Origin of the sequence: Streptomyces sp. NPDC000410 (genome assembly GCF_040300305.1) — a bacterium.
Taxonomy (GTDB): Bacteria; Actinomycetota; Actinomycetes; order Streptomycetales; family Streptomycetaceae; genus Streptomyces.
Window position 1 is genome coordinate 25,393 of record NZ_JBEPDM010000002.1, and the last position, 19,013, is coordinate 44,405.

Annotated in this window: 17 protein-coding genes and 1 tRNA gene; 7 read left to right on the top strand and 11 right to left on the bottom strand. The window is 73.5% G+C overall.

Features of this window, described 5'->3' with window-relative positions:
* Nucleotides 1-53: 53 nt before the first annotated feature.
* Together ABT342_RS03590 and ABT342_RS03595 are read right to left on the bottom strand one after the other, a co-directional pair.
* Nucleotides 54-1,469 (bottom strand): amidase, encoded by a 1,416-nt coding sequence (locus ABT342_RS03590; protein ID WP_351566423.1) that lies wholly within the window; start codon nucleotides 1,467-1,469, stop codon nucleotides 54-56.
* A complete protein-coding gene (locus tag ABT342_RS03595) occupies nucleotides 1,459-2,448 on the bottom strand; it encodes a D-2-hydroxyacid dehydrogenase (protein ID WP_351566426.1) in 990 nt (329 codons plus the stop codon). The genes ABT342_RS03590 and ABT342_RS03595 overlap by 11 nt, the downstream gene beginning before the upstream one ends.
* 97 nt (nucleotides 2,449-2,545) lie before the next feature.
* On the opposite strand from ABT342_RS03595, the gene ABT342_RS03600 reads away from it, so the two are divergent.
* The 3 genes from ABT342_RS03600 to ABT342_RS03610 all read left to right on the top strand — a co-directional run bounded on the left by ABT342_RS03600 (nucleotide 2,546) and on the right by ABT342_RS03610 (nucleotide 5,259).
* A complete protein-coding gene (locus ABT342_RS03600) occupies nucleotides 2,546-3,358 on the top strand; it encodes a maleate cis-trans isomerase family protein (RefSeq protein ID WP_351566429.1) in 813 nt (270 codons plus the stop codon).
* The gene (locus ABT342_RS03605) at nucleotides 3,355-4,134 is read left to right on the top strand and encodes a maleate cis-trans isomerase family protein (protein WP_351566432.1); all 780 of its coding nucleotides are present in this window, start codon (nucleotides 3,355-3,357) and stop codon (nucleotides 4,132-4,134) included. Before ABT342_RS03600 ends, ABT342_RS03605 begins: the two co-directional genes overlap by 4 nt.
* Before the next feature lie 63 nt (nucleotides 4,135-4,197).
* Nucleotides 4,198-5,259 carry an LLM class flavin-dependent oxidoreductase gene (locus ABT342_RS03610; protein WP_351566435.1) on the top strand — a complete coding sequence of 354 codons (1,062 nt, stop codon included), beginning with the start codon at nucleotides 4,198-4,200 and terminating at the stop codon, nucleotides 5,257-5,259.
* 96 nt (nucleotides 5,260-5,355) lie between these two features.
* On the opposite strand, the gene ABT342_RS03615 is transcribed toward ABT342_RS03610, so the two are convergent.
* On the bottom strand, nucleotides 5,356-7,308 hold the full coding sequence (locus tag ABT342_RS03615) for a putative bifunctional diguanylate cyclase/phosphodiesterase (RefSeq protein ID WP_351566438.1): 1,953 nt from the start codon (nucleotides 7,306-7,308) through the stop codon (nucleotides 5,356-5,358).
* 314 nt (nucleotides 7,309-7,622) lie between these two features.
* On the opposite strand from ABT342_RS03615, the gene ABT342_RS03620 reads away from it, so the two are divergent.
* Nucleotides 7,623-8,879: a M6 family metalloprotease domain-containing protein gene (locus ABT342_RS03620; protein ID WP_351567270.1), complete on the top strand. Its 1,257-nt coding sequence runs from the start codon at nucleotides 7,623-7,625 to the stop codon at nucleotides 8,877-8,879.
* A 109-nt stretch (nucleotides 8,880-8,988) separates the two neighbouring features.
* On the opposite strand, the gene ABT342_RS03625 is transcribed toward ABT342_RS03620, so the two are convergent.
* The 3 genes from ABT342_RS03625 to ABT342_RS03635 all read right to left on the bottom strand — a co-directional run bounded on the left by ABT342_RS03625 (nucleotide 8,989) and on the right by ABT342_RS03635 (nucleotide 10,257).
* Nucleotides 8,989-9,062 (bottom strand) — tRNA-Lys (locus ABT342_RS03625).
* Nucleotides 9,053-9,700 carry a bifunctional DNA primase/polymerase gene (locus tag ABT342_RS03630; RefSeq protein WP_351566441.1) on the bottom strand — a complete coding sequence of 216 codons (648 nt, stop codon included), beginning with the start codon at nucleotides 9,698-9,700 and terminating at the stop codon, nucleotides 9,053-9,055. Before ABT342_RS03630 ends, ABT342_RS03625 begins: the two co-directional genes overlap by 10 nt.
* Before the next feature lie 209 nt (nucleotides 9,701-9,909).
* On the bottom strand, nucleotides 9,910-10,257 hold the full coding sequence (locus tag ABT342_RS03635; protein WP_351566444.1) for a DUF8844 domain-containing protein: 348 nt from the start codon (nucleotides 10,255-10,257) through the stop codon (nucleotides 9,910-9,912).
* Nucleotides 10,258-10,396: 139 nt separating this feature from the next.
* Here ABT342_RS03635 and ABT342_RS03640 point away from each other — a divergent pair, with 139 nt between their 5' ends.
* Nucleotides 10,397-10,855: a nuclear transport factor 2 family protein gene (locus ABT342_RS03640; RefSeq protein WP_351566446.1), complete on the top strand. Its 459-nt coding sequence runs from the start codon at nucleotides 10,397-10,399 to the stop codon at nucleotides 10,853-10,855.
* Nucleotides 10,856-11,029: 174 nt separating this feature from the next.
* On the opposite strand, the gene ABT342_RS03645 is transcribed toward ABT342_RS03640, so the two are convergent.
* Genes ABT342_RS03645 through ABT342_RS03660 form a run of 4 tightly spaced genes read right to left on the bottom strand, consistent with a single transcriptional unit; the run spans nucleotide 11,030 to nucleotide 15,957 of the window.
* Entirely contained in the window at nucleotides 11,030-12,364 is a 1,335-nt protein-coding gene (locus ABT342_RS03645) for an AAA domain-containing protein (RefSeq protein WP_351566449.1), read from the bottom strand.
* Complete coding sequence (locus tag ABT342_RS03650; RefSeq protein WP_351566451.1) at nucleotides 12,361-13,959, bottom strand: hypothetical protein; 1,599 nt, start codon at nucleotides 13,957-13,959, stop codon at nucleotides 12,361-12,363. Before ABT342_RS03650 ends, ABT342_RS03645 begins: the two co-directional genes overlap by 4 nt.
* Nucleotides 13,950-15,116, bottom strand: coding sequence for a hypothetical protein (locus ABT342_RS03655; RefSeq protein ID WP_351566454.1), 1,167 nt, complete (start codon nucleotides 15,114-15,116; stop codon nucleotides 13,950-13,952). Before ABT342_RS03655 ends, ABT342_RS03650 begins: the two co-directional genes overlap by 10 nt.
* Nucleotides 15,037-15,957 (bottom strand): phosphatase PAP2 family protein, encoded by a 921-nt coding sequence (locus tag ABT342_RS03660; RefSeq protein WP_351566456.1) that lies wholly within the window; start codon nucleotides 15,955-15,957, stop codon nucleotides 15,037-15,039. The genes ABT342_RS03655 and ABT342_RS03660 overlap by 80 nt, the downstream gene beginning before the upstream one ends.
* Nucleotides 15,958-16,058: 101 nt before the next feature.
* On the opposite strand from ABT342_RS03660, the gene ABT342_RS03665 reads away from it, so the two are divergent.
* Nucleotides 16,059-16,655, top strand: coding sequence for a histidine phosphatase family protein (locus ABT342_RS03665; protein ID WP_351566459.1), 597 nt, complete (start codon nucleotides 16,059-16,061; stop codon nucleotides 16,653-16,655).
* A 168-nt stretch (nucleotides 16,656-16,823) separates the two neighbouring features.
* Here the strand turns inward: ABT342_RS03665 and ABT342_RS03670 are convergent, their stop codons facing one another.
* Nucleotides 16,824-18,245: an NsdA family TPR-like regulatory protein gene (locus tag ABT342_RS03670; RefSeq protein WP_351566462.1), complete on the bottom strand. Its 1,422-nt coding sequence runs from the start codon at nucleotides 18,243-18,245 to the stop codon at nucleotides 16,824-16,826.
* A gap of 279 nt (nucleotides 18,246-18,524) precedes the next feature.
* Between ABT342_RS03670 and ABT342_RS03675 the strand changes: the two genes are divergently transcribed.
* The gene (locus ABT342_RS03675) at nucleotides 18,525-19,001 is read left to right on the top strand and encodes a hypothetical protein (protein WP_351567273.1); all 477 of its coding nucleotides are present in this window, start codon (nucleotides 18,525-18,527) and stop codon (nucleotides 18,999-19,001) included.
* Nucleotides 19,002-19,013 lie beyond the last annotated feature (12 nt).

Below are 19,013 nucleotides of genomic sequence, written 5' to 3' on the forward strand. Positions count from 1 at the left end.
AGGCGCCCCCGCCACCCCGGCAGGGCGCCGGGGCACGGGGGCGGACCCCCCGCCTACCCCACCCCCGGCCCGGGGACGGTCGCCGCTCCCGACTCGTACAGGGCGTGCGCCGCACGCAGGACCAGCGCGTCCGCGTGCCGGGCCGCGACGAGCTGGACGCCGATCGGCAGCCCCTCCCCGTCCACCCCGCACGGCACCGTCGCCGCCGGCTGCTGCGTCAGGTTGAAGGGGTACGTGAACGGCGTCCACCCCGTCCACCGCCGGTGCCCCGAGCCGCGCGGCACCTCCGCGCCCGCCTCGAAGGCGGTGATCGGCAGGGTCGGCGTGATCAGCAGGTCGTACGCCGTGTGGAACCGGCCCATCCGGCGGCCCAGCTCCATCCGGGCGTCCACGGCCGCGAGATAGTCCAGCGCCGACACCGCCGCCCCCTCCGCGCAGATCTCCCGCAGCCCGGGATCGAGCACGTCCCGCCGCTCCTTGCCGACGCGCTGGACCAGCCGCGCCGCCCCGGTGAACCACAGCGTGTGGAACGCGTCCACGGGGTCCGCGATGTCCGGGTCGGCCTCCTCGACGTACGCCCCCAGCTCGGCGAGCCGGGTCACCGCCCCGCGCACCGCCGCCGCGACCGCGGGACGCACCGCGACCTGGCCGCCGAAGGAGGGCGAGTACGCGATCCGCAGGCCCTTCACGCCGTCGGCGAGCACGGCGCTCGCGGCAGGGGCGGGCGCCAGCTGCGACCAGTCCCGCCAGTCGGGGCCGCTGAGCACGTCCAGCAGCAGGGCGGCGTCGGCGGCGTCCCGGGTCATCGGCCCGGCGTGGGACAGCGTGCCGAACGGGCTCGACGGGTAGAGCGGGATGCGGCCGTACGTCGGTTTCAGCCCGAAGACGCCGCAGAAGGACGCGGGGATGCGGACGGATCCGCCCCCGTCCGTCCCGACCGACAGCGGCCCCGCGCCGCACGCGACGGCCGCCGCGCTGCCGCCGCTGGACCCGCCGGCGGTCCGCGAGACGTCGTACGGATTGCGGGTGACGCCGGTCAGCGGGGAGTCCGTGACGCCCTTCCAGCCGAACTCGGGAGTCGTCGTCTTCCCGACGAGCACCGCCCCCTGCTCCCGCAGCCGCGCCACGGCAGGAGCGTCCTCGTCCCAGGCGTGCGCGTCCGGGCGCACCGTCCGCGATCCGCGCAGGGTCGGCGCACCCGCCTGGAGCAGGAGGTCCTTGACGGTCACGGGGACGCCGTCGAGGAGCCCGAGCGGCTCCGCACGGCGGCGGCGCCCGGTGGCCGCCTCGGCCTGCGCGAGGGCCTGGTCACGGTCGATGCGGACGAACGCGTTGACGCGGTCCTGCGCGGCCTCGGCCCGGTCGAGGACGGCCCGGGTCGCCTCCAGCGGCGAGAAGTCGCCGCGCTCGTACCCGGTGATGAGTTGACGTGCGGTCAGGTCGGCCAGATCTGTCAGCTCAGGAGTCATGGGAGGGGACGTACCCACGTTTCTTGTCGACCACGTTCGGCAGCGGCTTTCCGGCCATCCACAGCTCGAACAGGTCCAGGAACTGCTCGCCGAGCCGCTCCCGCCAGCCGACGGTGTCCCCGCTCATGTGCGGGGAGACGATCAGACCGGGCACATCCCACAGCCCGCTGCCGGGGTCGAGCGGCTCGTGCTCGAACACATCGAGCGCCGCGCCCGCGATCCGCCGCCCCTTCAGCGCCGTGACCAGCGCGTCCTCCACCACGAGCGCGCCCCGCCCCACATTGACGAACCGGGCCGACGGCCGCATCAGCGCGAAGCGCCGCGCGTCGAACATGCCGCGCGTCGCGCCCGTCAGCGGCGCCGCGCACACCACCCAGTCGGCGTGGCCCAGCAGCTCGTCGAGCTCCTCGGCCCCGTGCACCCCGGGGCGGGCGGTGCGCCCGGTGACGTCGACGCGCACGCCGAGGGCCCGCAGGGTGCGCGCGATCGCGAGGCCGATGGGGCCCGCGCCGACGACGACCGCGCGGCTGCCCGCGACGAACAGGCTCTCGCGGTGCCGCCAGCGCCGCTGCCGCTGGAGCTCCAGGGTGCCGGGCAGGTCCTTCGCCATGGCCAGGACGAGCCCGGCGACGTATTCGGCGATGGGCTCGTCGAAGATCCCGCGCGCGTTGGTCAGCACGGTGTCCGACGCGGCGAACTCGGGGGACAGCAGCCGGTCCACGCCCGCGCTCGGCGTGTGCACCCACCGGGGCCGCGGCCCCGGGCCGGGCCAGGCGCGGCGTACCGCGTCGGAGGCGAAGTCCCACACCAGCAGCGCGTCGGCCCGGGGCAGTTCGGCGGCGAGGGTGTGTTCGTCGGCGTACCGGACGTCGGCGCGGCCGGCGAGCGCTCCGAGGCGCGGCGAGGGCTCCGCGTCCAGGACGAGGAGGACCGGGAGGGAGGACGTGGCGGACGACGTGACGGGCAACGTGACGGACATTGCGGAGAGACCGTTTCTGAACGTCTGACATGTACGGATTGACCCACGCTCGCACCCGAACCTACCTTCGTCAACAAGACGTTAAAGGGGGCCTTTGATGAGCGTGTCCCTCGATGTTTCCTGGCTGGGCGGACCCGCCCGGCAGCGCGGGATCGGCGTGGTCGCCCCGTTCGATTTCGCGCTCGACCGCGAGCTGTGGCGCTGGGTGCCCGACAGCGTCTCGCTGCGCCTCACCCGCACGCCGTACGTCCCGGTCGAGGTCTCCCTCGACCTGGCCCGGATCGTCAGCGAGCACGAGACGCTCGGCGACGCCGTCCGGGCGCTGTCCGCGTCCGAGCCGGAAGTCGTGGCGTACGCCTGCACCAGCGGCAGCTTCGTCGGCGGCATGGTGGGCGAGCGCGCCATGTGCGCGGCGATGGCCCTGGCCGGGGAGGTCGCGGCGCTCACCACGTCCGGCGCCCTGCTCGAAGCGCTCGCCGAGCTGGGCGCCCGCCGGATCGCCCTGGTCACCCCCTATACGGAGTCGGTGACCCGGGCACTGGAGGAGTACGTGGGAGAAGCTGGGGTAGCGGTCACGGGCTGCGCTTTTCTGGGGCTGACCCGGCACATCTGGAAGGTGCCGTACCGGTCCGTCGTGGACATGGCGCGGCAGGCTGTGGTGGGCGCGGCCGACGCGCTCTTCATCAGCTGCACGAACCTGCCGACGTACGACGCGATACCTCAGCTGGAGGCGGAACTGCGGATGCCGGTGATCTCCGCGAACCAGGTCACGATGTGGGCGGCCCTGCGCCGGATCGGGGTGCACGCCGTCGGCCCGTACCAGGCGCTGCTGATGGGCGCCACCGATCGACAAGAGGAAGACCGTCCAGCGGAACAGGCTTCCGAACGGGAACAGGAAGGGCTCACATGACGAGCGTCGGACTCCTCTACCCGGGACACTCCGCCGAGGACGACTACCCCAGGATCGCCGTCCTGCTCGACAGCGACATCCGGCTCCCGGTCTTCCACACCGACATCGGCGAGGACGCACACAGGGAGGACGCGCTGATCGAGATGGGCTCGGCCGCGCGGCTGGCGGCCGGGGTCGAGGAGCTGCGGCTGGCCGGGGCGGAGTCGCTGGTGTGGGCCTGCACGAGCGGGAGTTTCATCCGGGGCTGGGAGGGCGCGCAGCAGCAGATCCGGGAGCTCGCGCGGACGGCGGGGCTGCCGGCGTCGAGTACGTCGTTCGCCTTCGTGCACGCGGTACGGGCGCTGGGCGCGGCGCGGGTCGCGGTCGCGGCGACGTACCCCGAGGACGTGACGGAGTCGTTCGCCGGCTTCCTGCGGGCGGGCGGGGTGGAGGTGACCGCCGCGCGCGCGAGCGGGATCGTGACGGCGGCCGAGGTCGGCACCTGGGGGCGCGGGGAGGTGCTGGAGCTCGCACGGGCGGGGGACGACCCGCGGGCGGACGCGGTCCTGCTGCCGGACACCGCACTGCACACGGCGGCGTATCTGGGCGAGCTGGAGGCCGAGATGGGCAAGCCGGTGCTCACGGCGAATCAGGTGACGGTGTGGGAGGGGCTGCGGCTGGCCGGCCGCAGGGCGTGGGCGGACGAGCTGGGCACGCTGTTCGCGCGCCCCGACTGGGACCGGTCCGAGTGGAAGCCCGAGGAGGACGAGCGGGCTGAGCGAGACGGTCGGGAATAAAGCGGAGACTGCCTCCTGTTGTGTGTGGCCGTACGAACGAAGCGCACGCAGGAGGCCCCCGCAGTGGACCACATCCGAGGCACGGCGACCGGAACCGCCCCCGTACCCCTGTCGGTACTGGACCTGGTCACGGTCGGCAGCGGCCACACCGCGACCGAGGCCCTGCGCACCAGCGTCGACATCGCCAAGCTCGCCGAGCGCCGCGGCTACCACCGCCACTGGGTCGCCGAGCACCACTCCATGCCCGGCGTCGCCTCCTCGTCCCCCGCGGTGATCCTCGCCCATCTCGCCGCCCACACCGAGCGCATCCGGCTCGGGTCCGGCGGTGTGATGCTCCCCAACCACGCGCCTTTGGTGATCGCCGAGCAGTTCGGCACCCTGGAGGCCCTCGCACCGGGCCGCATCGACCTGGGTCTCGGCCGCGCACCCGGCACGGACGGCGCGACCGCCGCCGCGCTGCGCCGTACCGACCGGCTGAACGAGGGCGCCGACGATTTCCCGCAGCAGCTCGCCGAACTCACCCGCTTCCTGGACGACGACTTCCCCGACGGCCACCCGTACGCCCGTATCCACGCCGTCCCCGGCCCGGTGCAGGGATCCGCGGCCCGCCCGCCGGTCTGGCTGCTCGGCTCCTCCGGCTTCAGCGCCCGGCTGGCGGGCATGCTCGGGCTGCCCTTCGCCTTCGCCCACCACTTCTCGGCGCGGAACACGATCCCGGCGCTCGACCTCTACCGCGACTCCTTCCGCCCGTCGCAGCTCCTGGACGCCCCCTACGCCCTCATCGGCGTATCGGCGCTGGCCGGCGACGACGCCCGCGAGGCCCGCCGCCAGGTCATGACCGGCGCGCTGTCGATGCTGCGGCTGCGCTCCGGGCGGCCCGGTCTGATCCCGACGCCGGAGGAGGCGGAGGCGTACGCGTTCACGTCGATGGAGCGGGAGTTCGTGGACAGCTGGCTCGCCAACGTCATCCACGGCACGCCGGACGAGGTGCGCACGGGCCTGGACGACCTTCAGAAGCGCACGGGCGCGGACGAGCTGATGATCACGGCCAACGGGCACGGCGGACGGACGCGGCTGCGCAGTTACGAGCTGATCGCGGACGCGTACGGGCTGCCGGTGCTGTGAGACCGCGCACGCGCGGGCCGTGTAACCGGCCGCGTGCGTACGGGGCTCGTCCGTACGGCCCGCGCGCGTGCGGCCCGTTGACGTGCGGGCGCACGTTCAGACCGCGAGCGGGCTGACGCCGATCATCCCGTCGATGCGTTCCGGCGCGACCGCCCGTGAGTAGAGCCACCCCTGCCCCGTGTCACAGCCGATCCGCCGCAGGCGGGCGGCCTGGCCGCCCGTCTCGACGCACTCCGCGGTGACCGTGAGGCCCAGCCGGTGGGCCAGTTGGACCAGGGCCTCGACGATGATCTCGTCGGCGGGGTTGGGGTGGGCCTCGTCCTGGAACCCCCGTACGAAGGAACCATCCAGCTTGAGTACGGAGACGGGCAGCCGCGACAGATACGCGAGGTTCGAGTAACCGGTCCCGAAGTCGTCGATCGCGATCCGGACGCCCATGTCGCTGAGCGCCTGAAGGGCCTGGAGCGGCCGGCCGGCCGAGCCCATGACCGCCGACTCGGTGAGTTCGAGCTGGAGGAGGTGGGGCGCGAGACCGGTCTCGGCGAGGATGCCGGCGACATCGGTGACCAGGTCGGAGTCCCAGACCTGGCGGACGGCGACGTTGACGCTGACGAACAGGGGCGCGGCGCCGGGGTGGTCGGTCTGCCACTGGCGGGCCTGGTGGCAGGCGGTGCGCAGCACCCAGCGGCCCAGCTGGACGATCGAGCCGTCCTCTTCAGCAATTCCGATGAACCGATTCGGCGCCAGTGTGCCGAACTGCGGATGGTTCCAGCGGACCAGGGCCTCCACGCCCCGAACCGCCCCGTCCGCCATCCCCACGAGCGGCTGGTACTCCAGCGCGAACTCCCCGCGGTCGAGGGCCGGACGCAGCATGGAGGAGAGCGCCTGACGGGTCATCCGGTGGGCGTTGCGCTCGGGGTCGAAGAAGGTCCAGCGGGCCTTGCCGTCCGCCTTCGCCCAGTACAGCGTCGTGTCCGCGTCCTGCATCAGGCCGGTCGCCGTCGTACCGTCGGTGGCCCGCTCCACGACTCCGATGGACGCCGAGACCGACAGCCGCTGACCGGCCAGGTCGAACGGGCGTTGGAGCGCCGCGAGCACCGAGCGGGCCAGGTCGGCGAGTTGTTCCGTACCGGTCGAGTCCTCGACGAGGATCGCGAACTCGTCGCCGCCGAGCCGGGCCACGAGGTGGCTGCCGCCCCGGGTGAACCCGTCGCTGTCGGCGCACGCGGTGAGCCGCCCGGCGACGGCGGCCAGCAGCCGGTCGCCGACGCGGTGGCCGAGCGTGTCGTTGACGGCCTTGAAACCGTCGAGGTCGAGGTAGCAGAGGCCGATCCGGCCGGTGCCGCCGTGCTCGTACGACGAGGTCTCCAGTACGGAGCTGAGCCGTTCGAAGAACAGTGTGCGGTTGGGCAGGCGGCTCACCGGGTCGTGCATCTGGAGATGGCGCAGCCGGGCCTGCAGTTCGCGCCGGTCGCTGATGTCCGCGATGGAGAGCAGCACGCGACGGCTGTCCGGTGCGGGCGCGACGGTGACCTCGGCCCAGAGCGAGCGCCCGTCGGGATGTTTGAGCCTGCGCGTGCACCGGAACCGGGAGCGCCGTCCGCTCAGCACCTCGCGGTACGCGTGCCATGTGCGGCCGTCGGACGCGAGGTCGACGAGGTCGGCGGCGGACTGCTGGTGGAGCGCCTCGGGCTCGGTCCCCAGCAGCGTCGCGAGCGCGTCGTTCGCCGCGACGACGGCCCCCTCGTGGTCGACGACGGCCATGGCGATCTGCGCGGTGTTGAACGCGGCACGGTAGTCGTTGAGTTCCGCGACGCCGGGCAGGGCCGGTGCCGCGCCCGTGGCGGACGCGGATCTGCCCGCGGGGCCGCCGGCCGGACTTCCGCCCCATCCGGCGGCGCGCCCTGCCGCGCAGGCGGCGGAGGTGGCCCGCGCGACCCCCGCGACGTGCGACGTCGCGGCAGTCGGGTGACGCTCCGTGATCATCGGTCGGGCGGTCCCGGGCGTGACGACTGCCGCGGGACCCGGTCCTTCGGTGTTTCCGCTCACCGCTCGCTCCCGCAGGGCAGTCGTGACGTTCAGGTCTGGTCGGGGCCGGAAAGCCGGGAAAGTGTGCCGATCATAGAGGCTGGCCGGGTGGCCGTTCCAGCTTCTCGCCGGTGATCAAGAGCACGGGAAGGTCCAGACCGATCGTTTCTGCACGGGTGTGGCCCTGGCCGACACCGTCGTGATCGGTTGTGACTTTCTGTGAGACATCGGGGTGTCGCCCCACCTCACCCAGGCGGCCCACCTGAAAAGTGCGGCCCATCGCAAACCCCCACAAGCTGGGTGAGGTGTCACGCATTCCTCAGCCGGAGGTCGACGTGGAGGGTCAGCAGGCGCACGACGGAACACCCGAGGGAGTGGAACGCCCCAGCCTGCGCTCCACGACCGCCGCCCTCACCTCGCTCGTGGCACTCGCCGCCACCTCGCTCGTGGCCGGCCCCGCCGTCGCCGACACCTCCGCCGGGCCCTGCGTGCTGCCCCGCACGGCGGCCCACCACTCCCTCGGCCTCAACACGTGGAACGGCGTGTACCCCCGCCCCGACCGCACCCTCGACGCGGTCATGGTCTTCCTCTCGTTCCCGGACGCGCCGCCGATGACCACCCCGGCGGAGCTGGCCGCCGACCACTTCCCGGCGACCAGCGACTTCTTCCACCAGGCGTCGTACGGGAAGTTCACGCTGCGGGCGCATCCGCTGCGACAGTGGATCGAGATGCCCCAGACCTCGACGGCGTATCAGATGAAGCGCGACTGGGACGCCGGCCGGCGCGCCGCGTACCTGCGGGACGCGATCACCGCGGCCGACCCGGTCGTCGACTTCTCGCGTTACGACATCGTCTATCTGGTCGCCGACCCGGACGCCCCGGGCGTCGACTCCGACGCGACGAAGGTGGTCAACTTCGACCGCCCCCTCCCCGTGGACGGTACGGACCTCCGGCGCGTCGTCACGGTCTTCGAACGGCATCCGCCGGACCGCAACGTGCTCGCGCACGAGACCGGACACGTCTTCGACCTGCCCGATCTGTACCACCGCCCGGAGGACGGCAAGGGCGACTGGGACACCCACGTCGGGGACTGGGACCTGATGGGCAGCCAGTTCGGGCTGGCGCCGGAACCCTTCGGCTGGCACAAGTGGAAGCTGGGCTGGCTGGAACAGGAGCAGGTGCGGTGCGTCACCGGCGCGGGGCCGACACGGGGCATGCTCACCCTGGAGCCGCTCTCGGCGCCACCGGGCGGCTCCGGCGGGACCCGGCTCGCGGTCGTCCGCACCGGCGAGAACAGCGCGCTCGCGATCGAGGCGCGCGGCGCCACCGGCAACGACCGCGACACCTGCACCGAGGGCGTGCTGATCTACCGCGTACGCAACGAGGCGGCGTCCGGGGGCGGGCCGGTCGAGGTGATCGACGCCCATCCGGACACGGGGGCGTGCTGGAACATGTCGGTCTACCCGCCGCTCGCGGACGCGCCGCTGGGGGTGGGCGAGACGCTCACGGTGCCAGGGGAGAAGGTGCGCGTGGAGGTGACGGACCGTACGCGCACGGGCGCGTGGACGGTCAGGATCACGCCGATCTCCTGACCCTCGTCAGGTTTGTCGGGCCCGTGACCCCGCTGGTGGACTCATGAGCTTCATGAGCTTCATGAGAACGAAGAAGCCCCTCGCTTCCGCGAGGGGCTTCTTCCGTCTGTGCGCCGCCAGGGACTCGAACCCCGGACCCGCTGATTAAGAGTCAGCTGCTCTAACCAACTGAGCTAGCGGCGCCTGCTGACGTCGTAGACCTTAGCATCCTGATCGGGGGAGGGAAAAATCGATATACGGACCGACGCGGCGTCCACCGCGCGGGCCGCCCGTACGCGGGCCCAGAGCAGCGCCTCGGGCCCCGGCAGCCAGGGGTGCCGGGAGTCGGGGGCGACCACCCAGCGCGGACCGGTGGCGGGCTGGCCCGCGTCCGGCCCGACGGGGTCCGGCGTGGTGAGCGGCGGGATGGTGATGGCGTCCCCGATGCCGTGGCAGAGCAGTGGCGGCACGGACGCGCCCCACTCCTCCCAGTCCAGCAGGGACGGTAAGCGCTGGGCCGTGCCCGGGGCGGCGAAGAGCAGCATCCGGCCGCGGTGGAAGGCCACGGGGCCGGAGCCCGGACCCTCCGACCAGAGCCGGTCGAGCATCCGGCGACCGAAGATCCCCGGCACGTTGACCACGTCGAACGCGGTCCCGCAGGGCGCGACGGCCGGCGCGGTCGGCTTCGCCCTCCACAGCGCCAGCGTGGACTGCGGATAGGGGCTGGCGGAGGCGAGCCAGCCCGCGCCCTGTGGGGTCACCCGAGCGGTGTGATCGTGCGCTGCCTCACCGATGGCGTCGGCGGGGTACAGGGGGGTCTCGTCTCGCAGCCAAGTACTCATGGCGACTACATGTACCGAGAGTCGACATATCGTTGCCGTGGGTTGCCGGAAATCGGGACACGGCGGGGCGGGAGGGAGTATCTTGCGCCCCGGCATATGCCAGGTGGGCCGCGAGGGCCGGTCGACCGGAAAGGCCGGTCCGGTGGGGAGGCCGGTCGGGCACACGGCCGACGGCCCGGCCGAGAGGGCCGGTCGACCGGAAGGCCCGTCTACTGGGGGCCCGGCTCCGCCGCGCGCAGCAGATCCTGCCCGAACTCGATCATCTTCTTCGCGTAGTCCTCGCTCCACTCCGCGCGCCGCGCGATGTCGTCGGCGGTCAGCCGGTCGAAGCGGCGGGGGTCGGCGAGCTGCGCGGCCGCGATCGCCTGGTACTCCAGGGCCCGGTCCGTCGCGGCCTGGAACGCCAGCGCCAGCTCCGTGGCCCGGGCGAGCAGCTCGCGCGGGTCCTCCATCGCCTCCAGGTCGAAGAAGTGCTCCGGGTCGGAGGCGGCCTCCGAAGGCTCGAAGATCAGCGGCGCAGGCCGCATCCGCCGCTCACTCCGCTCGGGCTCCGCCATCAGCTTCTCCTCCTCGCACAACCTGACCACCCCCATTCTCCCGCCCGGGGCAAGTGCGCCTCGCCCCGGGCGGGTCGATGAGTTCGGGCGGCCGCACGGGTCTGTATGGGTGAACGCCACACGGCGAAAGGACGGAACGATGTCCGATGACCAGGTACGAGAGATCCGCACACTGATCGAGCGGTGGGCCGAGGCGGTGCACCGCGCCGACATGGAGAGCGTCCTCGCACATCACGCCGACGACATCGTGATGTTCGACGTGCCGCCGCCCCACGACGGCGTGCGCGGCGTCGACGCCTACCGCGAGACATGGCCGCCGTTCTTCGAGTGGCAGGCACAGGGTGCCTCCTTCGAGATCGTGTCCCTGGACGTGACCGCCTCGGACACGGTCGCCTACGCCCACGCCCTGCTGCGCTGCGGGACGGCGAAGGAGCTCGCGGACCACCCCGAGACCCGCCTGCGCCTCACGATCGGACTCCGCAAGGAGCGGGGCGGCTGGGTCGTGGCCCACGAGCACCACTCCTTCGCCGACACGACCGTCTCCGCCGCGGCGGCTCCGCCCTCTGACCCCCGCTCCTCGATCGCCGGAGGGACTTGATTCAGGGGCTCCACGTCACGCGGTGCTCGGCCAGGTGGGAGAGGACCGCGTGGTTCGCCTCCCAGCCGTCCGGGGCTGTAATCATTGGCCGCCTCCGGCGGGGTGCCGGACTCCGTCCGGCGGTGGGCGGTGCTGAGCCGGTCGCCTGTTGGGCAGGTGCCCGGGGCGCGTCGATCACGGCTGCCAGACCACCCGGTGCTCGGCCAGGTGGGAGAGGACCGCGTGGTTCGCCTCCCAGCCGTCCGGGAACTTCACCGTCACGCCCAGCTGCACCGGCTCCGTCGACGGATGCTCGTCCAGCAGGTCCGCCACGCCCGCGCGGCACACCACGATGCAGGCGTGCCGGTGCCGGGACGCCAGCACGCACAGGCGGCCCGTCTCCAGATGGAACGCCGTCGCGTCCGGGCGGCCGGAGAGCGGGTGGAGGACGACCGTGACGTCGTACTCACGACCCTGGAGGCGGTTGGCGGTGTCCACGGTCACACCGGACACGCTCAGCTCCGCCAGCGCCGCCCGCACCGCCGCCGCCTGGTCGCGGTGGGCCGTGCCGACCGCGATCCGGTCGGCGGTGAGCGGCACCGGATCCTCCGAGCGCTCCGAGACCGCCGCGCCGCCGCGGTCCAGGAGGCGCCGCACGACCAGGGCCACGGCCCGAACCGCCTCCGGGTCGGTGCGAGGGGTGTGCCGGGCGGGCAGCTCCAGCAGGCCCCAGCCCGACTCCGCCGCCTCGTCCAGCACCCGGTCGGGACCGGACCCGTCCGACGCGACCCCGAAGGTGAGCCTCCGGTCGCCGTGGCCCGTACCGCTGCGGAACGGCGTGTACGGGTAGAAGGCGCCGGAGACGAGTGGTGCGGCCGACGCCGGGAGCCGCCAGGACACGGGCAGCCGGTGCTGCGGCAGCTCCGGGTTGTGGGCGAGCAGCGTGGAGACCGCGCTCGCGGAGGGGTCGTACGACAGCCCCGCCCACTGCTCCGCCCCGACGACCGAGAACGGGTCCAGCTGACCCGGATCCCCGACGAACAGCGCCCGCTCGAACAGCCCGGCCACCGCGAGCAGCGCGTCCGAACGCATCTGGTACGCCTCGTCGACGATCGCGTGCCGCCACGGCTCGACGCCCTTCACATGCGCCCACTTCGCGGCGGTCGAGATGACGACGTCGAGCCCCGCGAGATCACCCGCCTTCGCCGACTTGCGTACGTGGTCCAACTCGTCGAGCGCCTTGTCGTACGGGTCCGCGTCGTTGCTGTGCAGCCGGCCGACCGGAAGCTCCGGCTCCTTCTCGGCGAGCCGCAGCACCAGGTCGTCCACCTGCGCGTTCGTCTGCGCGACGACCATCAACGGCCGCCCCGCCGCAGCCAGTTCGAGCGCCGCGCGCACCACGAGCGTCGACTTGCCCGCGCCGGGCGGCGAGTCGACGACGACGCCGCGCGCGTCCCCGTGGAGGGTGTCGTCGAGGATGCCGGCGGTCGCGCGCGCGGCCTCGGCGCCCGGATCGAAACCGGTCGTCACAGCAGGTCCTCCGGGGTCACGGGATCGGGGCTCTCGGCGGCATCGGTGGCGTCGGTGCGCGGCGGACCGCCGTGCGTCCACGGCGTCTCCTCCGGCTCCGGCAGCGCCGGCCCGCCCCGCTGGTCGTGCTCGAACAGCGTCCAGGCGATCCGCTCGCCCTTCTCGGGCACGGAACCCTCGGCCGGGTCCCTGGACCGGCCCATCCGGTCCAGCAGCCGCAGCACGGCGGAGCCGTCCTCCTCGTACCGGACGAACTCGGCGGCCTGCGCCTTGCCCTCCAGCGAGCGGTACGTCTTCACCCCCGGGCCCAGATGCGGCCGGTCATCGGTCCGCACCGTCAGCAGCGGGCGCGGGCTCGGCCGCTTCGACTCCGTCCACGCCATCGTCACCTCCGTCACCTCCGCGACGAACGCCTCGCCCGACAGCCGCCGCCCCGCCAGCACCAGCGGGTCGTCCAGCGCCTCCTGCGCCTCCAGCTGCGCCTGCGCCGTCTCGCGCGCCGCGAGCTTCCGCGCCGCGGTCACCGCGTCGTCGCGGCGCGGCTGCGGTGGCTCACCTGCCCGCACCCGGTCGCGGTGGCCGGTGAACGACCAGCGGTCCCGGGTCCAGCGGTCGGCCACCCGCGCCCCCTGCGGCAGCTCCCGCAACAGGTCCAGGCCCTCCCACACCGCGTCCCAGGTGGGCCGCAGCACCCCCTCCAGCAACGTCCGGATCTCCCGCTCGGCCGCCGTCAGCCGCCCCAGCTGCTCGTCCGCGGCGGCACCGTCCTGCGCCGCGCCGAGCGCCTGGCGGGCCCGGTCGTACCGCTCCATCGCGGGCGCCAGCAGCCTGTTGTCGAACGCCGGGTCCGTGGCCGGGCCCGCCGGCGGGCACACCAGCTGACCGCCCGCGTCCCGCGCCAGCTCCGCCCGCAGCGCAGCCTCCGCGCCCGACTCGCCCTCGGGAGGCGCTGTCCAGGCGAGCAGCGCGCCCAGATGCTGGTCCTCCAGGTGCGACTGCCCCGTCGCCCAGTGCCGCCCCAGCAGATCGGTCATGGCGAGCAGCAGCGAGGAGCCCGGCACGCGGGCCCGCTCCCCGTAGTGCGTCAGCCAGCGCCCGAGCAGCGGAACGCGCGTCGGCGCCGGGTACGGCGCGTCCGGGTCCTGCTCGGCGGTGCGCCGGAACCGCATCGAGCGCCCCAGCAGCCGTACGAAGTCGATACCGGGCCGGCTCGGCACGATCAACTGCGGCGCGTCGGCGCACAGTTCGACCTCGACCTTCACCCGCTTCCCCGACTCCGGGTCCGTCTCGTTGCGCTCGGCGGGCTCGACGTCGTCCGCGAAACCGTCCACGTACGGCAGCACCGACTCGGCAAGCTCGGCGAGGAACGCGAACCGCAGGTCCCGGTCACGCGGCTGCGCCACGGTCAGCAGCCGGGGCGCGTCCCGGTCCGTCCCCACGAGCGCCCCGAGCGGCGCGCCCGCCTCGCCCGCGGTGGTGAGCGGCACGAACACGAGCGGCCGGTCGGACAGATACCGGTGCCGGACGGTGGCGAGCGGCTGGGCCCGCCCGGTCTCGACGGCCTCCAGCCGGGCGAGCGTACTGATCAGCGACATGCGTCCCTCCCCGGCGTCCTTCCCCGCCCCGCGCCGGCGGCGACGAGCGCCTCGGCCCGCAGCGTCGCAGCACGCCGCAGCGCGGCGACCGTCGGGTCGGCCGCGTCGCCCGACTCGCCGCGGGCCGCCGCCAGGACACCGGCCACCGTCGTCAGCCCGCCCAGCTCGCCCCGCACCGCACGCCCCAGGGACTCCACCGCGCCGGCCCCGCGCGCCCGGTCGCGGCAGTGGAACGCCAGCTCGCAGGCGGCCAGGCACTCGGGGGCGTACGCCGAGGGAACCGCTTCGACCGAGGCCGTGAGCTCACCGGGCGAGCAGGACTCGACATCGAAGCTGACCCCGTCGGGCAGCGCCGCCGCGATGTCCTCGACGCGGGTCAGCCGGGCCAGCTGCCGCCGCGTCACGGACAGTTGCTTGCGTACGTCGACCACGGACGCGGCCGGGAGGTTCGAGAAGTCCTTCGGGCACACCAGCAGCACGGAGTGGCCCACCTGCGCGCCCTTGGTCAGCGCCGCCACCCGCTCCAGCGCCAGGACGTACACCGCTGCCTGGCGGGCGGCCGCGCCCACCTTCGCCGCGTCCGCCGAGCTGTCGATCATGGGGAAGGACTTGATCTCGACGACCGTCCACCGGCCGTCGGGATGCACCACCACCGCGTCCGGCTCCAGATACGCGGGCGACCCCGCGACCTCCAGCGCCAGCATCGGATGGTCCAGCAGGGTCCACACCCCGGCCTCGGTGGCCTCCCGCAGCGCGAGCGCGGTGCGCGCCGCACGGCCCTCGGGCCCGGCCGCCGCCAGGTCGGGGACCCGCGCCTCCTGCGGCTCGGCGACACCGAGCAGCCGCAGCAGTTCCGTACCGCCGTCGGCCTTGACGCGGGCCTCGAACGCGTTCCCCCGCATGAAGGCGAACTGCGACTGGCCGAAGGCGGCGGGCGAGCCGAGCGCCCGCGCGAGCGCCGCCTTGTCCACCCCGGCGCCGTCCAGCAGCGCACGCCGCTCGCACCCGGGATTGGCGGCGAGCGCCGCCAGCGCGCGGGCGTCGAGCGGATGCGGCGCGGCGGACGGGCCGCGCAGCTCAGCGAGTCGCTGCCGGAGTGCTGTCGTCGGCGGTCGCGGAGCCGGTGGAGGAGATCCGCTGTCCAGGGATGTGCTCACCCGCGGAAGTCTCGCATCCGCCACTGACAACCGTGGACGTGCCGTCCGCGGAGCCCAGTCCGAGACGGGCCTTGACCCGGTCGGCGAGCCGCATCGAGGGCCGGGTGAGCAGCAGGCCCGCCCCCATCACGGCCGCGCCCGCCACCGCGTCGAGGAAGTAGTGGTTCGCGGTCCCCATCACCACGACCGTGGTGAGCAGCGGATAGACGACGGCGAGCACCTTCGTGGCCGGGCCCCGGCCGTACCGCCACAGCATCACCCCGCACCACAGCGCCCAGCCGACGTGCAGGCTCGGCATTGCCGCGTACTGGTTGGTCATGCCCCCCAGACCGCGCGGCGCGCTCGCCTCCGCACCCCACCAGCCGTACGAGCTGAACTGCGCCATCGTGTCGACGAAGCCGTGCCCGGCGTCCAGCAGCCGCGGCGGGCACGTCGGCATGAGCGAGAAGCCGATCAGGCCGAGCAGGGTGGAGACCATCAGCCAGGTGCGGGCCGCCCGGTAGCGGGCGGGGTACCGGCGGAAGAGCCAGACGAGGATCGCCGGGGTGACCAGGTAGTGGGGTGCGGCGTAGAGGAAGTCGGCGGGTATGCCTATCTCCGGGGTGCTGGTGAACAGCCGGTTGAGCGGGCGCTCGAAATCGATGTGGAGGAGCCCTTCCAGGTGCAGGATCGCCAGTCCGTGGTCGACCGCGGTGGACACGTCCCCTCGCACGACCAGCCGGCCCGCGGAGTAGGCGACGTACACCACGGCGATCAGCGGCAGTTCGGTCCACCACCGAAGTCGGGTCGGGTGGTGTCGGCTGGCGTGTGCGGTCTGCGACATCCGAGCGCTCTCCGTCATCTGGGGAACCGTACGGCGTACGGGACGCGAAAAGAGCGTCGGGGGTTGCTCCGGAGGCACCGTGAGATTCACCGCGCGTTCAGGTGGGCGATGATGGACCCATGGCACCGCGCATATTTCTCGCCCGGCACGGGCAGACGGAATGGTCCTTGCTCGGCAAGCACACGGGCCGGACCGACATCCCCCTCCTGGACGAGGGGCGCCGGGGCGCCAAGCTCCTGGGGGAGCGCCTCCACAAGTCCCCGTGGTCGGGGCTCCCGGAGGCGGAGATCCGCACCAGCCCGCTCGTTCGCGCCCACGAGACCTGCGAACTCGCCGGATTCGCGGACCGGGCACAGCCGTGGGACGCGCTCATGGAATGGGACTACGGCGCGTACGAGGGCATGACCCCGGCCGAGATCCACGCGATCCGCCCCGGCTGGCTGATCTGGCGCGACGGTGTCCCCGAGGGCGAGACCATGGCCCAGCTCTCGGCCCGCGCGGACGAGATCATCGAATGGGCGCGCTCATCCGACCGCGACGCGCTGCTCTTCGCCCACGGTCACATCCTGCGCGTGCTCGGCGCCCGCTGGATCGGCGAGGACATCTCCTTCGCGGCGCGCATCAAGCTGGATCCGACGAGCTTGTCGGCGCTGGGATGGGCGTACGGGGCACCGGCGATCGAGCGGTGGAACGACACGGGGCATCTGGGGACGTAGGGGTCGCAATCAGCCTCGCTGGGGTTCCCCCATGCCCGCAGGGCACAGGGGGAGTTCGAGGCGCGGGGTCTGGGGCAGCGCCCCAGTTGCGGGAAGGGGCGGGGCGGGGCTGTGCCCGATATGCGGCTCCGCCGCGTGGGCCCGCCGCAGGCGCCCCCCACCCCCACCTCAGCGTGCCCCCGCCCCCGCTCCCGCTCCCGCATGCCGCGCGGCCGCCGCGTGGCGGTCCAGGAAGCCGGCGACGCCCGCCGCGCTCCGGCGGGGCGTCAGCGTGCGCGCCGTGTCCGCGAGCATCGCGCGGATACGGGACGACTGGACCTCGTCCAGCAAATCGAGCACCTGCTCACCGGCCGCCGCCGCCTCCGCGGGCGCCCCCGCGCGGGCGAGGTCGGCGGCCAGCTGGGCCCGGTAGAGCGCGAGGTTCCGGGTGAAGTGGGGGTCCTGCAGGACCGTCGCCCGGTGGGCGTGCCGCGCGGCCCGGGCCCATTCGCCCAGCGCCGACCAGCACTGCGCCTCCAGCGCCTCGAGCTCGGGTTCGCCGAAGAAGGACATCCACTCCGGGTCCGCGTCCGACGGCCCGCGGTCGAACAGCGCGTGGGCGCGGGCCAGCGCCTGCTCGCAGCCGACGCGGTCGCCGAGCCCGGCCCAGCCACCCGCCTCCCGCAGGCCGAGCAGCGCCAGCAGCCGCGCCGACGGCACGTGCCCGGCCGCCCGCTGCCCGGCCTGCGCGGCCCGCACCGCCTCCCGGTGCCGGCCCGCGTCCCGGGCGAGGAACGACGTATTGCAGAACGCGTGCGCCTCCAGTGCCGGGTCGCCGACGACCCGTGCGGTGGCCAGGGCCTCGGCGTAGTGCGACCGGGCGTCCTCGAAGCGGCCCGAGTCGTGGGCCAGCCAGCCGACCGAGATGGCCAGTTCACCCGCGCCCGCGGCCAGCCGTCCCGCGGTCGAACCGCGCGCGGTGGCGCCCGCGTCGAGCAGTTCGTACGCCGTGCGCAGCGGCAGAGCCGCGCGCTTGTAGAGCCCGTCGGCGCCGTGCCGGTCGTCGAGCAGCCGGATCTGCCGTACGGCCTCCTCGACGGCGCTCACCTCGGACTCGCCGACCCGCTGCCGGGGTACGCCGGCACTCAGCGCCTCGGTGCCGGGCAGGGCGCCGGGCAGAGCGCCCAGGCCCAGGGACGCGGCCGCCACGGTGACGGTGCCGCTGGTCATGAATGCGCGACGCAGCACGTCGCTCTCCTCGTTGCTGTAGGTGCTGTTGTTGCTGGTGTCACTGGTGTCACTGGTGTCACTGGTGTCACTGGTGTCGTTGGTGCCGCACCGCGCGGCCCGGCCCCGGACCGACTCGCGGGCCGAGAACCCGAGATCCGCCAACGTCAGACCCGGAAACATATGCAGAAAGACCCGCTCGTAGGCGTAGTTGGGGCAGCGGATCTCGCCTGCCTCCACCCGCCCGATGTAGCGGGCGTCGCAGGCGACCTGCTCGCCGATCTCCCGGGCGGCCCTGCGTACGAGAGCCGCGAACTCCCCCGGCGAGCGCTGCCCGCGCAGCTGCCGGAAGGTGAGGTTGGGAACTGCCCGTGACGATGCCATGGCCGAGCCCTCTCTGGTACTGCTCCTGGTGCGGCCGGCGCCTCGGGTCCCGGACGTGGGATTCCGTGCTCCGGCGGAGCAAGAACGTACCTGCTGTGACGAGCCGGGCACGCGGTGTTTGGCTACAAACGGGATATCTCACCCACGATCCGCCATGAACTGCCATCCTTTGCGGCGGCGTGCCGCCGTAGCCCTTGACGCGGGCGGGCGTTGAACCATGTCGGGACGCGGTACGTGTTCCTGGGCAACGAGGAGGGGTTCCCCTTGTTGGAGGTCGGCATGGAGACCAGCGGCGGCTCGCGGACGAGTGTGACGAGTGTGGTATCGGGCGCGACGAGCGCTCAGCACCTGCCCAGCGAGGAGTTCAGCACGGCACCGGGCGCGGCGGAGCCGTGCGACATGGTGACCGTCCCGGCCCGGCAGGGGCTGGAAGCGGTGGACATCCTGCGCCGCGGCGGCGCCCCGGCCGTGGGCCCCGTGCTCCACGACGGCAGCTGCGACACCCTCGGCTTCCTGGTGCCGCCCGGCACCGCGGCGGGCTGGGACATGCCCGGCAGCGCCTGCACCCAGACCTCGGGCCGCGGCCTGCGCATCCCCGCCGACCCCGGCGCCCCGCTCGCCCCCGTGGAACCGCCCGTCTCCGGCACCGGCTGGCTTCTGCCCCCGGGCGACACGGGACCGGTGACCGACCCAGTCGTCCTGCGCGAGGCGCTCGGCGAGGCGGCCCGCATGATCGAAGCCGCGGACAGCATCTGAATCCGGCCCCTT

Excerpts from the sequence above, each read along its gene's own strand:
- ABT342_RS03590 (WP_351566423.1), bottom strand. The coding sequence starts at position 1,469 with ATGACTCCTGAGCTGACAGATCTGGCCGACCTGACCGCACGTCAACTC.
- ABT342_RS03595 (WP_351566426.1), bottom strand. The coding sequence starts at position 2,448 with ATGTCCGTCACGTTGCCCGTCACGTCGTCCGCCACGTCCTCCCTCCCG.
- ABT342_RS03600 (WP_351566429.1), top strand. The coding sequence starts at position 2,546 with ATGAGCGTGTCCCTCGATGTTTCCTGGCTGGGCGGACCCGCCCGGCAG.
- ABT342_RS03605 (WP_351566432.1), top strand. The coding sequence starts at position 3,355 with ATGACGAGCGTCGGACTCCTCTACCCGGGACACTCCGCCGAGGACGAC.
- ABT342_RS03630 (WP_351566441.1), bottom strand. The coding sequence starts at position 9,700 with ATGAGTACTTGGCTGCGAGACGAGACCCCCCTGTACCCCGCCGACGCC.
- ABT342_RS03635 (WP_351566444.1), bottom strand. The coding sequence starts at position 10,257 with ATGGCGGAGCCCGAGCGGAGTGAGCGGCGGATGCGGCCTGCGCCGCTG.
- ABT342_RS03640 (WP_351566446.1), top strand. The coding sequence starts at position 10,397 with ATGTCCGATGACCAGGTACGAGAGATCCGCACACTGATCGAGCGGTGG.
- ABT342_RS03650 (WP_351566451.1), bottom strand. The coding sequence starts at position 13,959 with ATGTCGCTGATCAGTACGCTCGCCCGGCTGGAGGCCGTCGAGACCGGG.
- ABT342_RS03660 (WP_351566456.1), bottom strand. The coding sequence starts at position 15,957 with ATGACGGAGAGCGCTCGGATGTCGCAGACCGCACACGCCAGCCGACAC.
- ABT342_RS03665 (WP_351566459.1), top strand. The coding sequence starts at position 16,059 with ATGGCACCGCGCATATTTCTCGCCCGGCACGGGCAGACGGAATGGTCC.
- ABT342_RS03670 (WP_351566462.1), bottom strand. The coding sequence starts at position 18,245 with ATGGCATCGTCACGGGCAGTTCCCAACCTCACCTTCCGGCAGCTGCGC.
- ABT342_RS03675 (WP_351567273.1), top strand. The coding sequence starts at position 18,525 with ATGGAGACCAGCGGCGGCTCGCGGACGAGTGTGACGAGTGTGGTATCG.